The organism is Bacillus sp. FSL K6-4563 (assembly GCF_038630405.1).
GTDB lineage: Bacteria > Bacillota > Bacilli > Bacillales > Bacillaceae > Bacillus > Bacillus pumilus.
The window spans coordinates 1,481,704-1,496,731 of record NZ_CP152030.1; the positions used below are offsets into that span (position 1 = coordinate 1,481,704).

Annotated in this window: 13 protein-coding genes; all 13 read left to right on the top strand. The window is 39.5% G+C overall.

Translation table 11 applies throughout. From position 1 onward, the window contains the following. Positions 1-23 precede the first annotated feature (23 nt). The 13 genes from MHH54_RS07375 (at position 24) to ftsZ (ending at position 14,860) form a co-directional block, all read left to right on the top strand. Positions 24-1,943 carry a stage V sporulation protein D gene (locus tag MHH54_RS07375; RefSeq protein ID WP_034619930.1) on the top strand — a complete coding sequence of 640 codons (1,920 nt, stop codon included), beginning with the start codon at positions 24-26 and terminating at the stop codon, positions 1,941-1,943. Between the two features lie 212 nt (positions 1,944-2,155). Continuing rightward, on the top strand, positions 2,156-3,631 hold the full coding sequence (locus tag MHH54_RS07380) for a UDP-N-acetylmuramoyl-L-alanyl-D-glutamate--2,6-diaminopimelate ligase (protein ID WP_034620041.1): 1,476 nt from the start codon (positions 2,156-2,158) through the stop codon (positions 3,629-3,631). Positions 3,632-3,766: 135 nt separating this feature from the next. Beyond that, complete coding sequence (gene mraY, locus MHH54_RS07385) at positions 3,767-4,741, top strand: phospho-N-acetylmuramoyl-pentapeptide-transferase (protein WP_003211854.1); 975 nt, start codon at positions 3,767-3,769, stop codon at positions 4,739-4,741. Next, on the top strand, positions 4,742-6,097 hold the full coding sequence (gene murD / locus MHH54_RS07390) for a UDP-N-acetylmuramoyl-L-alanine--D-glutamate ligase (RefSeq protein WP_034619929.1): 1,356 nt from the start codon (positions 4,742-4,744) through the stop codon (positions 6,095-6,097). A 59-nt stretch (positions 6,098-6,156) separates the two neighbouring features. Further along, positions 6,157-7,257 (top strand): stage V sporulation protein E, encoded by a 1,101-nt coding sequence (gene spoVE, locus MHH54_RS07395; RefSeq protein ID WP_003212197.1) that lies wholly within the window; start codon positions 6,157-6,159, stop codon positions 7,255-7,257. Positions 7,258-7,454: 197 nt separating this feature from the next. Next, positions 7,455-8,549 (top strand): undecaprenyldiphospho-muramoylpentapeptide beta-N-acetylglucosaminyltransferase, encoded by a 1,095-nt coding sequence (gene murG, locus MHH54_RS07400; protein WP_003212323.1) that lies wholly within the window; start codon positions 7,455-7,457, stop codon positions 8,547-8,549. Positions 8,550-8,580: 31 nt separating this feature from the next. Next, entirely contained in the window at positions 8,581-9,492 is a 912-nt protein-coding gene (gene murB, locus MHH54_RS07405) for a UDP-N-acetylmuramate dehydrogenase (protein ID WP_342500827.1), read from the top strand. A 127-nt stretch (positions 9,493-9,619) separates the two neighbouring features. Next, positions 9,620-10,399: a cell division protein FtsQ/DivIB gene (locus tag MHH54_RS07410; protein ID WP_003211861.1), complete on the top strand. Its 780-nt coding sequence runs from the start codon at positions 9,620-9,622 to the stop codon at positions 10,397-10,399. Then, a complete protein-coding gene (locus tag MHH54_RS07415) occupies positions 10,396-11,085 on the top strand; it encodes a DUF881 domain-containing protein (RefSeq protein ID WP_342500828.1) in 690 nt (229 codons plus the stop codon). The genes MHH54_RS07410 and MHH54_RS07415 overlap by 4 nt, the downstream gene beginning before the upstream one ends. A 20-nt stretch (positions 11,086-11,105) precedes the next feature. Next, positions 11,106-11,831, top strand: a complete 726-nt coding sequence (locus MHH54_RS07420) for a DUF881 domain-containing protein (RefSeq protein ID WP_003211224.1) — start codon at positions 11,106-11,108, stop codon at positions 11,829-11,831. Next, entirely contained in the window at positions 11,831-12,199 is a 369-nt protein-coding gene (locus MHH54_RS07425) for a small basic family protein (protein WP_003210988.1), read from the top strand. The genes MHH54_RS07420 and MHH54_RS07425 overlap by 1 nt, the downstream gene beginning before the upstream one ends. A gap of 159 nt (positions 12,200-12,358) precedes the next feature. Beyond that, complete coding sequence (ftsA, locus tag MHH54_RS07430; protein WP_342500829.1) at positions 12,359-13,681, top strand: cell division protein FtsA; 1,323 nt, start codon at positions 12,359-12,361, stop codon at positions 13,679-13,681. Between the two features lie 33 nt (positions 13,682-13,714). Further along, positions 13,715-14,860: a cell division protein FtsZ gene (gene ftsZ / locus MHH54_RS07435; RefSeq protein WP_003211613.1), complete on the top strand. Its 1,146-nt coding sequence runs from the start codon at positions 13,715-13,717 to the stop codon at positions 14,858-14,860. Positions 14,861-15,028: the final 168 nt, after the last annotated feature.

Below are 15,028 nucleotides of genomic sequence, written 5' to 3' on the forward strand. Positions count from 1 at the left end.
CATATGTAAGGAGTGAACCGGGCGTGCGAGTGTCGAGTGTAACAGTGAGAAAACGATTGCTTTTCGTGCTGCTGTTTGGGGTGATCATTTTTTTCATCATAGATACTAGATTAGGATATGTGCAGTTTATTATGGGTGAGAAGCTGACAAGCTTAGCAAAAGATTCATGGAGCCGAAATCTTCCATTCGAACCAGAACGAGGAGATATTTTGGACCGGAATGGGGTAGAGCTTGCGACGAACAAAAGTGCTCCATCTATTTTGGTCGTCCCTCGGCAAATTAAAGATCCCGCAGAAACAAGCAAGAAATTGGCAGCTGTGCTGAATATGTCTGAAGAAAAAGCGTACAAGCACGTCACGAAAAAAACATCAATTGAACGAATTTCTCCTGAGGGCAGAAAGGTATCACATGAAAAAGCAAAAGAAGTAAGAGAGCTTGATTTAGAAGGCGTGTATGTAGCAGAAGACAGCATCAGACATTATCCGTTTGGCAGCTTTCTTTCACATGTACTCGGCTTTGCTGGAATCGATAATCAAGGCTTACTTGGACTTGAAGCCTACTATGACGATGACCTAAAAGGCGAAAAAGGGTCTGTGAAGTTTTATTCTGATGCAAAAGGGCAGAAAATGCCAGATGAAGCAGACGATTATACACCGCCTAAAGATGGTCTTGATATGAAATTAACAGTCGATGCAAAAGTACAAACCATCATAGAACGGGAATTAGACAACGCGCAGGCAAAGTATAATCCAGATGGTATGATTGCGATTGCGATGAATCCGAAAAATGGTGAAGTGCTAGGAATGTCAAGCAGACCAGATTTTGATCCAGCTGACTATCAATCAGTTGACTCAAAAGTGTTTAACCGAAATCTTCCGGTGTGGAGCACATATGAGCCGGGTTCGACATTTAAAATTATTACACTTGCAGCAGCATTAGAAGAGAAGAAAGTGAATTTAAAACGCGATTCATTTTTTGACAGCGGATCTGTGGCAGTTGATGGTGCAAGACTCAGGTGCTGGAAAAAAGGCGGGCACGGATCACAGTCATTCTTGGAAGTAGTTCAAAATTCCTGTAACCCCGGCTTTGTAGAGCTAGGAGACCGTCTTGGTAAAGAAAAATTATTTTCTTATATCAAAAATTTCGGATTTGGCCAAAAAACCGGAATTGACCTTCAAGGAGAAGGACGGGGCATTTTGTTCCCGCTTGATCGTGTAGGTCCTGTAGAGCAGGCGACCACCGCCTTTGGTCAAGGTGTATCTGTTACGCCAATTCAGCAAGTAGCTGCAGTAGCAGCTGCAGTAAATGGCGGTACACTTTACACGCCTTATATTGCAAAAGAATGGATAGATCCAATCACAAAAGAGGTTGTGAAAAAGCAATCACCGATTGCCAAAAAGAAAGTGATTTCAGCAGAGACATCTAAAGAAATCAGGTATGCACTTGAAAGTGTAGTCGCTCAAGGAACTGGCCGAAATGCATTTGTTGAAGGGTATCGGGTTGGCGGAAAAACAGGAACAGCACAGAAGGTAAAGGACGGAAAGTATATGGAGAATAACCACATTGTGTCGTTTATCGGATTTGCGCCTGCAGATGACCCAAGTATCGTAGTCTATGTAGCTGTGGATAACCCAAAAGGCACCATTCAATTTGGTGGTACCGTTGCCGCACCAATTGTTGGTCATATTATGCGGGATAGCCTGCCTGAGATGGGTGTGAAAAAAAGAAAAGGCCAAATTGAAAAGAAGTATCAGTGGCTGGACACAAAAACCATTGAAGTACCGAATCTTGTAGGAGGATCTGTTTCAGATCTTGAATCCCTCTTGATCAACCTAAAGATCGATGCCTCAGGAACTGGCAGTAAAGTAGTGAAGCAATCACCTGCTGCTGGGACAAAGGTCAAAGAAGGCTCCACGATCAGATTATACTTAAACGATGAATAATAAAGAATGAACAGAGGGTAGCCGCACTCATTTGGCTGCCTCTTTTTGTTGAAAGAGAAGGCGAGTTTGAAAAAAAGAGTCTAAAGTGTGTTTTTTCCAACAGAAACTTAAGGAATACGCTGGATGTATCCTTTTTTTTACGATAAAATATAGACTGTGTGTTTTTTTCACAAGACATGCACGTGAACGAATTTGAGAGGTTTGATATGAAAATGAAATTACAAGAACTGCTTACATACTTTAAAAGTGAAAACAACGAATTGATAAACGAAAATCCTGATATCACTTCCATTGAAATGGATTCAAGAGAGGTGAAAAAGGGAAGCCTTTTTGTCTGTATAAAAGGCTATACAGTAGATGGACACGATTATGCTGAAAAAGCGGTGAAAAGTGGGGCTACTGCCATTGTAGCAGAACACCCTCTTAACATAACAGAGGTACCAGTCATTATTGTGAAACACTCTCAAAGAGCACTTGCAAGAATAGCTGATGCGTTTTATGAACAGCCCACTCATAAGCTGAATCTCATCGGGATCACAGGCACAAACGGAAAAACCTCAACAACACATATGATCGAACAAATGATGAGAAAAGCCGAGAAGAAAACAGGCTTAATCGGTACGATGTATATGAAGGTGAATGATGACATTCTCGACGTGAAAAACACCACACCTGAAAGTGTCACACTTCAAAAAACGTTTAAACAGATGCTTGATCAAGATGTAGACACAGCCATCATGGAAGTATCATCACATGCCCTCCATCTTGGCAGGGTGCATGGATGTGATTATGATATTGCTGTTTTCACAAATCTTACGCAGGACCATCTTGACTACCACAACACAATGGAAGAATATAAACATGCGAAAAGCTTGCTGTTTTCTCAGCTCGGAAGTGCCTTTCATCACAATAAACCGAAGCATGCGATTTTAAATGCAGATGATGAGGCTTCGAGTTATTTTGAAAAAGTTACAGCTGCTGAAGTCATGACATATGCCCTAGAGCGAAAAGCAGATGTCATGGCAAAAAATATTCAAATCATGCCGAAGGGAACTCAATTTGATTTGGTCACTCCAATCGGCACCAAGAAAGTGACGGTTGCCCTCGTCGGAAAGTTCAATGTGTATAATATCCTCGCAGCTGTATCAGTTGGGATCGTATCTGGCTTAACATTTGAGACGATCGTGAGTGCGATTGAAGAGCTGGAAGGAGTCAAGGGCAGATTTGAACTTGTAAACTGCGATCAAGACTTCCCTGTCATCGTCGATTACGCACATACACCTGATAGTTTAGAAAATGTCCTCACAACATGTAAAGAATTAACAGAGGGCAAAATTTTCTGCGTGATTGGCTGCGGCGGCGACCGTGATAAAACAAAGCGTCCTCAAATGGCTCAAATCGCTGTGAAATATGCAGATGAACCTGTATTTACATCAGACAACCCAAGAAGCGAAGATCCTTCAGCCATTTTAAAAGATATGGAAAACGGGGTACCAGACGCATATTATCATAGCTTTGTGAATCGAAAACAAGCGATCTTCTTTGCCATTGCCAATGCGAAAAAAGGCGATACAGTCTTAATAGCCGGTAAAGGCCATGAGACCTATCAAATTATTGACGATCAAGTCTATGACTTTGATGATGCAAAGGTTGCTATTGACGCTATTTTAGATCTAAACAAATCTTAAAATGATGAAAAGAGTGTAATGAAATGAAGCATTTTGTACAAAAACAACATACGAAGAACGCGAATGAATACCATAATAATGAATGCAATTTTCTGATGGAAAACGGCTTTGGAAATTCGGAAGGAGTAAAGAACGATGCTTGAACAGGTGATATTGTTTACAATCATAATGGGATTTTTAATCAGTGTTCTTTTATCCCCGATTTTTATACCGTTTTTAAGAAGACTAAAATTTGGTCAAAGTATTAGAGAAGAGGGCCCGCAGTCCCACCAAAAGAAATCTGGGACGCCGACAATGGGCGGCATCATGATTATCTTTTCTATCACTATTACAACAATTGTGATGATCAACAAATTTTCTGAGATTAGTCCAGAAATGTTTTTACTGTTATTTGTCACACTTGGTTACGGCCTATTAGGATTTTTAGATGATTATATTAAAGTAGCGATGAAACGAAATCTTGGATTAACATCGAAACAGAAATTAATCGGTCAAATTGTGATCGCTGTGATCTTTTATGCAGTTTTCCATTATTATCAGTTTGCAACGACGATTCGCATTCCAGGAACAGACGTCAGCTTTGATTTAGGATGGGCTTACTTTATCCTTGTTGTTTTCATGCTTGTCGGAGGTTCTAATGCCGTAAACTTAACAGATGGACTGGATGGCCTCTTATCTGGAACCGCTGCTATTGCTTTCGGAGCATTTGCTATACTGGCTTGGAATCAATCCCAGTATGATGTAGCGATCTTTTCAGTAGCTGTTGCAGGAGCCGTTCTTGGCTTCCTTGTGTTTAACGCACATCCTGCAAAAGTATTTATGGGTGATACAGGTTCTCTAGCATTAGGCGGAGCCATTGTAGCAATTGCGATTTTAACGAAGCTTGAAATTTTACTTGTCATTATTGGTGGAGTATTTGTTGTTGAGACGTTATCCGTTATTCTTCAAGTCATCTCCTTTAAAACAACCGGCAAAAGAATCTTTAAGATGAGTCCGCTTCATCACCACTATGAGTTAGTTGGCTGGTCAGAGTGGAGAGTAGTTGTCACCTTCTGGACAGCTGGTTTATTACTTGCTGTTTTAGGAATTTACATCGAGGTGTGGTTATAATTGAATAAGATGCAAATGTTAAAAAACGAACATGTACTAGTATTAGGTCTTGCTAAAAGCGGATATGCGGCAGCTTCAATTCTTCATGAACATGGAGTAAATGTGACGGTAAATGATCAAAAACAGTTTGAAGAAAATGAACCTGCTCAGCTACTTTCTGAAAAGGGGATTGATGTCATTTGTGGCAGTCATCCTCTTCGTATATTCGAAGATAAAGACATTACAATTTTAATTAAAAATCCAGGCATTCCATATGAAAATGTGATGGTTCAAGAAGCGCTTCGCCGCCAAATTCCAGTTTGGACGGAAATAGAATTAGCGTATCATTTAACCTCATCTCCTTTTATTGGGATTACTGGATCGAATGGAAAAACCACTACCACGACATTGATTTATGAAATGCTGAAACAAGACAGCCAAAAAACATTAGTGGCGGGTAATATTGGAACAGTTGCCAGTGAAGTCGCTGCAAATGCAGCTGGCGATGAGTGGATCGTAACAGAACTCTCTTCTTTTCAGTTAATGGGAACAGTTGAATTTAGACCTAAAATCAGCTTAATATTAAATATTTTTGATGCACATTTAGATTATCACCACACTCGTGATGAATATGAAAAAGCAAAGCAGAAAGTATTCGCACATCAACAAGAAGATGACATCGCTGTAATTAACCTAGATGATCCTTCCGTTGTAAAACTAGCAGAAGGTTCAAAAGCAAAAAAAGTGTTTTTCTCAGTGAAAGAGCCAGTAGAACATGGTGCGTTTATTCAACATGGTGCAATTTACTACATGAATGAACATATCATTGATGTAAAGGATGTTGTCCTTCCTGGTGAGCATAATCAAGAAAACATTCTGGCAGCTATTTGTGTTGTAAAAAATGCAGGCTGCTCAAATGAAGCGATCACACGCGTACTCACCACATTTGGTGGGGTGAAGCATCGTCTGCAATTTGTAGATACAATTCAGAGTCGGAAATTTTATAACGATAGCAAGGCGACCAATATACTGGCAACAACTAAAGCATTGTCAGCCTTCGAACAACCGACTATTTTATTAGCAGGTGGACTTGATCGAGGCAATGAATTTGATGAGTTGAAACCTTTTATGAAACATGTAAAAGGAATTATCACATTTGGTGAGACTGCACCTAAGTTTGTGAAGCTTGGTGAAGAGCTTGGAATACATCACGTAAAACATGTCGATAATGTTGAACAAGCAGTACCTGCGGCGTTTAACATATCTGAAGAAGAAGACGTGATTTTATTATCTCCGGCTTGTGCAAGCTGGGATCAACATAAAACATTTGAAGAACGTGGAGACATGTTTGTAAACGCCGTGCATATGCTTAAATAAGGGCTTGTCTCTCATATGACTGACAGCCCAAATGAAATTATGCTTGGGGTGTCGGTCTCTTGACGAATAAGAAAACTTCTCCGGATTTTTTGCTTGTTGTCATTACGTTACTTTTATTGACGATTGGTTTAATTATGGTGTACAGCGCTAGTGCAGTGTGGGCATCGTATAAATTTGATGATTCGTTTTATTTTGCAAAAAGACAGCTTTTGTTTGCCGGAATCGGAGTTATCGCAATGTTTTTCATTATGCGAGTCGATTATTGGACGTGGCGGACTTGGTCAAAGATATTGATTGCTGTTTGTTTTCTCCTTTTGCTGCTTGTACTTATTCCTGGTATCGGTATGGAGAGAAATGGATCAAGAAGCTGGATCGGTGTCGGTGCGTTTAGTATTCAGCCCTCTGAATTTATGAAGCTTGCGATGATTGCGTTTCTTGCAAAATTCTTATCTGAAAAGCAAAAAAATATCACATCCTTTCGAAAAGGTTTTGCCCCAGCTTTAGGCATTGTATTTTCTGCATTTGCCATCATCATGCTTCAACCGGATCTGGGAACAGGAACGGTGATGGTTGGAACCTGTATTATTATGATATTTGTTTCAGGTGCGAGAATTGCTCACTTTATATTTCTCGGTCTTATAGGGCTCAGCGGGTTTGCTGCACTTGTCTTATCAGCACCCTACCGAATAAAACGAATTACATCTTATTTAAATCCTTGGGAAGATCCACTAGGCAGTGGGTTTCAAATTATTCAGTCCTTATACGCTGTTGGTCCAGGTGGTCTGTTCGGAATGGGACTTGGTCAAAGTAGACAAAAATTCTTCTATTTACCTGAGCCCCAAACGGACTTCATCTTTGCGATATTGTCTGAAGAGCTTGGCTTTATAGGGGGATCACTCATTTTACTCCTCTTTAGTGTTCTATTATGGAGAGGCATACGAATAGCACTTGGAGCCCCAGACTTATATGGGAGTTTCCTAGCAGTTGGTATTATTTCAATGGTTGCCATTCAAGTAATGATTAACATCGCAGTTGTCACTGGACTTATTCCTGTGACAGGTATCACGCTCCCATTCCTTAGTTATGGCGGCTCATCATTGACATTAATGCTGATGGCGATTGGCGTACTTTTGAATGTCAGCAGGTACGCAAGATATTAGCGTGCTGAAGCTAATGAAACCATGTTGACGTTTATTTTGCAAAAGTATAAAAAAATGATTTGAAGAGTGAAAATGACAGTTTTTGTTTCGAAAACGTTTATTTTGACTCTTCTTTACAGGTTTTAATGGAGCCCTGTTGTTTAAAACAGGGTTTATACTTTGTTCAGAGCAGAAAAAAATTGAGGGGAAATGGTATAATGCGTATAGTAATCAGTGGAGGCGGAACAGGCGGACATATTTATCCGGCCTTAGCCTTTATTAAAGAAGTGAAAAGACTGCATCCTGATGTGGAATTTTTATATATCGGTACTGAAAATGGACTTGAAAAGAAAATTGTAGAAAGAGAAAATATCCCTTTCAAGGCAATAGAAATTTCTGGTTTTAAACGAAAGCTTTCCTTTGATAACGTCAAAACGGTGATGAGATTTTTAAAAGGCGTTCAAAAAAGCAAATCTTACTTAAAAGAATTCAAGCCTGATGCGGTTATTGGAACAGGCGGTTATGTGTGTGGGCCTGTTGTTTATGCGGCTTCTAAGCTGAAGATCCCGACCATTATACACGAACAAAACAGCCTGCCTGGTATTACAAATAAGTTCCTAGCGAGATATGTTAATAGGGTAGCCATATGCTTTGATGAGGCAAAGGCACATTTTCCTTCTGAAAAGGTTGTATTTACGGGAAACCCTAGAGCCTCTGAAGTCGTCTCTATAAAAGAGGGGAAATCTCTTAAAGAATTCGGGCTCGATGAAAAGAAAAAAACGGTTCTTATTTTCGGCGGGAGTCGAGGTGCTGCTCCTATCAATAGAGCAGTGATCGAAATGCAAGATGATTTAAAGGCTAAAAACTACCAGCTTTTATATATCACAGGTGAGGTTCATTATGAAAAAGTGTTGAATGAACTAAAGGAAAAAGGTGCAGCACCTAATATGATCACCAAACCTTTCTTGCATCAAATGCCAGAGTACCTGAAATCGATCGATGTGATTGTTGCAAGAGCAGGAGCTACAACAATTGCTGAAGTAACGGCTCTTGGAATCCCAACCATTTTTATTCCGAGCCCATACGTGACGGCAAATCATCAGGAAATCAATGCAAGATCACTTGAAAAACATGATGCTGCGATTGTTTTAAGAGAATCAGAGCTTTCAGGGGATCGTTTGCTGCATGCCATTGATGAAATTGCTGGTAATGAAGAAAAACTCAACCAAATGAGCCGTTTAACGAAAGAACTCGGAGTACCAGATGCGGCTACACGTTTATATAATGTGTTAAAAGAAATTACAACTACATGATGGAATGATATTAGGTAAGGCGGAGGATAATATGGAGAACTTGAAGAATGAATTATTAGAAGCGCAAGTTGGTAAAGTACTTGAAAATGAGCCGCTTGCAAATCATACAACAATGAAAATAGGCGGACCAGCAGATCTTTTGATCATCCCAAAAGATATCGATGCAGTGAAAATGATCATGGATCATGTGAAAAAACACCATACGAATTGGACGGTCATTGGAAGAGGATCTAATTTACTTGTCCTTGATAAGGGAATTCGAGGAGTTGTCCTAAAGTTAGGTGCTGGACTGGATCACCTAACTGTAAATGATGAAGAAATTACAGTAGGCGGCGGCTACTCTGTCGTAAGGCTCGCGACATCACTTAGTAAACAGGGGCTTTCAGGACTGGAATTCGCAGCTGGTATTCCGGGATCTATTGGAGGCGCTGTTTATATGAACGCAGGTGCACATGGATCTGATATCAGTAAGATTCTTGTGAAAGCCAGAATCTTATTTGAAGATGGAAGCATCGAGTGGCTCACAAATGAACAAATGAATTTTAGCTATCGAACGTCAGTCCTACAAAAGGAACGACCTGGCATTGTTTTAGAAGCTGTGTTTAAGCTCAAGCAGGATGACCGCGAAAAAATCACAAAGAAGATGCAGCAAAATAAAGATTATCGTAAAGAAACTCAGCCTTATAACCGGCCATGTGCTGGCAGTATTTTTCGAAATCCGCTGCCTGAATATGCAGGACAGCTTGTAGAAAAAGCGAATTTAAAAGGATACCAAATCGGCGGAGCTAGAATTTCTGATATGCACGGCAACTTTATTGTCAACGCTGGTGGAGCGACTGCTCAAGACGTGCTGGACTTAATTCAGTTCATCCAAAAGAAAATTAAAGAAGACTACAACGTAGAGATGCATACAGAAGTAGAAATTATCGGTGAAGAAAATTAACAGCTAGTTTTTATGAATGATGGCATCTGAGGAAAACAAACGGCATGAAAGAATGCCGTTTGTTTTCTCATCAAAATGATGACCCAAAGGTGTGGACAAGCAGCTTTGAATGAGGTGAAGAGTATATATGCGGCCTGATCATGAAAATGAAAAGATCGTCAATATAGAAGAGCGAATTCCTAAAATTAAAGAACAAAGGAAGCAAAAAGCGAATCGGAGACTGATCTCTTTTATACTACTGTTTTTTATCATGGTTTTAATTATTATTTATTTGCAGACACCTATCAGCAAAATTTCTTCTTTAACCATCACAGGTAACGAGCATGTCTCAACAAAACAGCTTGTTAAACTTTCACAAATTAAAGAAGGCGAAACAGAGTTTTGGAATTTAAATAAAGATTTAACAGCAGATCATATGAAACAAAATAAATTGATTAAAAGTGTCAGTATCAAAAAGCATTTCCCAAATAAAGTGAGTATTGCTGTCAAAGAATATGCAAATATTGCGTATCTTCAAAAAGGAAATCTATATTATGAGCTTCTTGAAAATGGGACCGCTTTACCAGAAGAAGTGACACCGAGTCATGCAGGACCTATTTTTGTCGATTGGGACAATAAGGAGAAGCTGAAGCAAACTGTTAAATCTTTAAATCAACTACCAGCCTCTATTCAGGAGCTCATCTCAGAAATATATTATGTGCCGACCAATTCAAACAAGTGGCTAGTTAAATTTTATATGAATGACGGAAACACTGTGATTGCATCAATTAAAACATTCGGTGATAAAATGAAAACCTATCCAGCCATTGTAAAAGAACTTTCATCATCTGAAAAAGGCACAATCCATATGGAAGTCGCTACGTATTTCGAAGCGTTTAAATCTAAGAAAAAGGAAGATGAGCGTTGAGAGGCAAAACAGTTATATTCTCGATTGTCATGCTTGTTCTTGGTTTTCTGATTTCTTTTTCATACCAATATACAAAGCAGCATCAGGCAGATGTCATTCGAACAGAGCAATGGAAAAAAGAATACTCTCTGAAAAGTCAGCTCACAACGCAAGAAAAGGCGAATCAGAAACTCGAAAAAGAATTATATAGTCTTCAATCAAAGGTACAAGCAACGGAGTCCAATTTGAAAAATGAAAAAGAGCAATATTTTAATGTGCTGGAAGATGTTGAGAAATATAGAATGTTTACAGGAGAGATCGGTGTAAAAGGAAAAGGGGTAAAAGTGTATCTTGAAGATGCATCTTATATCCCGAGTGGACAAAATGTTAATAATTACATTGTGCATGAGAGCCACATTTTTCATGTGATAAACGAACTATTTATATCAGGGGCTTCTGCTGTATCTATTAATGGGCAAAGAATCACACACCAATCATACATACATTGTAACGGTCCAGTTGTCACAGTAGATGGTGTTCAGCATCCAGCACCATTTGTCATATCTGCTATTGGTGATCCAGCTGTGTTAATACCTGCTTTAAATATTGCAGGGGGAGTGGTCGATCAGCTGACAAGTGATCACATTTCAATGACGATCGAGAAAACGGATATTCGTATGAACCCTCTTTTAAGAAACAAAGATTAAAAGTGAAAAGGTGAGTGGTGTTGAGGAAAAAGAAGCCTTTACTTAGTTTAACAGCTTTAATGATCATATTTGGCATCATGGTCTCCATCCAATTTAATTCCTTACAAAAGCCCAAAGTTCGTGATACTCGTGATGTGTGGGAACTGAGAGAGGATTTATCTGCATCTAAAAGTAAGGAATTGGATTTGCTCAAAGAAATTGATAAATACGACGAGATGCTAAAAAAATATGGTCATCAAGGAGACCGATCAAAAGAAGCACAATTAACAAAAACATTAAAGGATTTAAAAGAAAAGGCTGGTTTTACAGAAGTGGAAGGGGAGGGGATTGAAATTGAAATATCTCAGCTTTTTTCCAAGGACCTTACCGGAGAAGAAGTGAAAAATATCCCACCTGATCTTCTGAAAAAGTTAATGAATGAAGCCAATATGTTTGGGGCAAAACATATTTCCATCAATGATCGCCGTGTCATTAATACAAGTGTCATTCGAGATATTAATGGCACGACAAAAATGGATGGCTACAGCCTAGATAGTGATGAAGTCACCATTAAAATAATTAGTGAGCAGGCTGACAAATTATACAGCCGTTTAAATGTATCAGATATTGGTGATTTGTTTGCTCAGGAAAACTTCAGCTTGAGTATGAGCCAGCCGAAGAAAAAAATCCACTTAAAAGCATATGACGGTGCAATTCAAGTAAACGAATTGAAGCCTCTTGATGATGTAAAGGAGGGAAAATCTTAATGTGGCTTCCTGTACTTGGCTTAATCATAGGAGTTGCGATCGGTTTCTTAACTAATTTTACGATACCGAATGAGTATTCTAATTATCTTTCCCTCGCTGTACTTGCTGCGCTTGATACATTGATTGGTGGAATCCGGGCACATCTGCAAGGGGCATACGATGAACTAGTGTTTGTATCAGGCTTCTTCTTTAATATTATACTGGCAATAAGTTTAGCTTTTCTGGGCGTCCATCTTGGTGTAGACTTGTACTTAGTCGGAATGTTTGCATTCGGCGTTAGATTGTTTCAAAATATAGCAGTTATTAGAAGAATTCTCCTAACAAAATGGACAATTTCTAGAGAAAAAAAGAAAAAAAGTGAGTCATAAAAAAGGATATACATATGATGTAACGAATATTTTCAGTAATCCTAATAAAAAATGTTGATTTTTTAAGTTTTGTTACACACTTGTAAAAACACATTCATTGTATTGTTGTTCAGCAAATAATAGAATAGAAAGTATTGATATGTGAGGAGGTGCCATAGAATGAACAACAATGAAATTTACGTCAGCCTTGACATCGGTACATCCAATATAAAAGTCATCGTCGGAGAAATGGCGGATGATTCGCTTAACATTATAGGTGTTGGAAATGTCCCTTCAGAGGGGTTAAAAAAAGGATCGATTGTTGATATAGATGAGACAGTTCATTCTATTAGACAAGCATTTGAACAGGCTGAGAGAATGGTAGGTTTTCCTTTACAAAAGGCGATTGTCGGAATTAACGGAAACCACATTCATATTCAGAATACGAGCGGCGTAGTCGCAGTATCTAGTGAAAACAAAGAAATACATGCTGAAGATGTGAGACGTGTCTTAGATGCTGCACAAGTAGTATCTATTCCTCAAGAACATCTCGTCGTAGACGTGATTCCGAGACAATTTATCGTCGACGGAAGAGATGAGATCACAGATCCGAAAAAAATGCTTGGTGTTCGGCTAGAGGTGGAAGGATCGTTAATTACAGGTTCTAAAACGATTCTACATAACTGGCTCCGATGTGTAGAAAGAGCTGGAATTGAAATACTGGATATATGCTTGCAGCCACTCGCATCGGGCTCGGCAGCATTATCGAAAGATGAAAAAAATCTTGGGGTAGCTCTTGTCGATATTGGCGGCGGATCTACAACGATTTCCGTATTTGAAAACGGGCATCTCTATTCTACTCACAGTATCCCTTTGGGCGGAGAGAACATAACAAAAGATTTGTCTATAGGACTTAGAACTTCCACTGAAGAAGCTGAACGAATCAAAAAACAATTTGGGCATGCGTTTTATGATGAGGCATCGACTGAGGAGACATTTGAAGTTTCTGTGATCGGTACCGATCAAAAACAAACGTATACACAAATTGATGCGGCTAACATTATTGAAGCGCGGCTGGAAGAAATCCTGCTCTTTGTGGCAGAGGAATTAAGAAATATGGGTGTCCATGATTTGCCTGGTGGATTCGTTCTAACAGGTGGACAGGCAGCCATTCCAGGTATCCTTTCTCTTGCACAAACAGTCTTGCAAAACAATGTCAGGATTGCAAGTCCGAATTATATCGGGGTGAGAGAGCCTCAATATATGACAGGAGTGGGTCTGATCCATTTTGCTTATCGCAATGCAAAGATTCAGGGCAGACAAGTTGGATTCCAAATGCCAGATGAGGCGTTTCATGAAGTAGGCGCATCCATGGAGCCGGTTTCTTCTGCACCACAAGTGAAAGAAGCGCAGCCAAGACCGAAAGTAAAACAAAAAGCACAACAAGAGACAAATAAAAAACCGGGCAAAATGAAAAAACTATTTAATATGTTCTGGGAATAGAATTAGATTTTCGACGGATTAGGAGGATTCAGCATGTTGGAGTTTGAAACAAATATAGACGGCCTAGCATCAATTAAAGTAATCGGAGTAGGTGGCGGCGGGAATAACGCTGTCAACCGAATGATTGAAAATGACGTACAAGGTGTCGATTTTATTGCAGTCAATACTGATGCACAGGCGTTAAATCTATCAAAAGCAGAAACTAAAATGCAAATCGGTGCTAAGCTGACAAGAGGGCTTGGAGCAGGTGCGAATCCTGAAGTCGGTAAAAAAGCTGCTGAGGAAAGCAAAGAGCAGATTGAAGAAGTATTAAAAGGCGCAGACATGGTCTTCGTTACAGCTGGTATGGGCGGTGGAACTGGTACGGGTGCTGCACCTGTCATTGCAAAAATCGCAAAAGATTCTGGTGCATTGACAGTTGGAGTTGTGACTCGTCCTTTCACATTTGAAGGAAGAAAGCGTCAGCTTCAAGCAGTTGAAGGAATTGCTTCTATGAAAGAAGCCGTTGACACATTAATCGTGATTCCAAACGATCGCTTGCTTGAAATTGTTGATAAAAACACGCCAATGCTGGAAGCATTCCGCGCGGCAGATAACGTGCTTAGACAAGGTGTTCAAGGGATTTCAGATTTAATTGCAACACCAGGTCTGATTAACCTTGACTTTGCTGACGTGAAAACCATCATGTCCAATAAAGGTTCAGCTCTTATGGGTATTGGTGTCGCAACAGGTGAAAACCGTGCTGCGGAAGCCGCGAAGAAAGCCATTTCCTCGCCACTTCTAGAAACAGCAATCGATGGTGCTCAAGGTGTCATCATGAACATTACGGGTGGAACGAACCTAAGTCTTTATGAAGTGCAAGAAGCGGCGGATATTGTGGCTTCTGCATCTGACGAAGATGTAAACATGATTTTCGGGTCTGTTATCAATGATAACTTGAAAGATGAAATTGTGGTGACTGTGATCGCTACTGGATTCATTGAGCAAGAACCAGAAGTGACAAAATCACAAAGAAACCCATTAGGACAAGGATTAAAGCAAAATCAATCCATTCCTCAAAAACGTGAAGTAAAACGTGAAGAACATCAACAGCCATCATCTCAGCCAAGACAAAATACACAATCAAGTGATGATACGCTAGACATTCCAACGTTCTTACGCAACCGCAATAAACGCTAATCGAGTATAGCTTAACCCCTTCCATTGGAAGGGGTTTTTTTATGTCTCAACTTATAAGGGTTTCTAATCAAAAAGTCATAAATACGTGAAAGCTACTTCAATTTCCATATGTAATTTGACTTATGGTGTTTAAGAAAAAAGAATCATTTTTACTCCCTCTTACAAAAA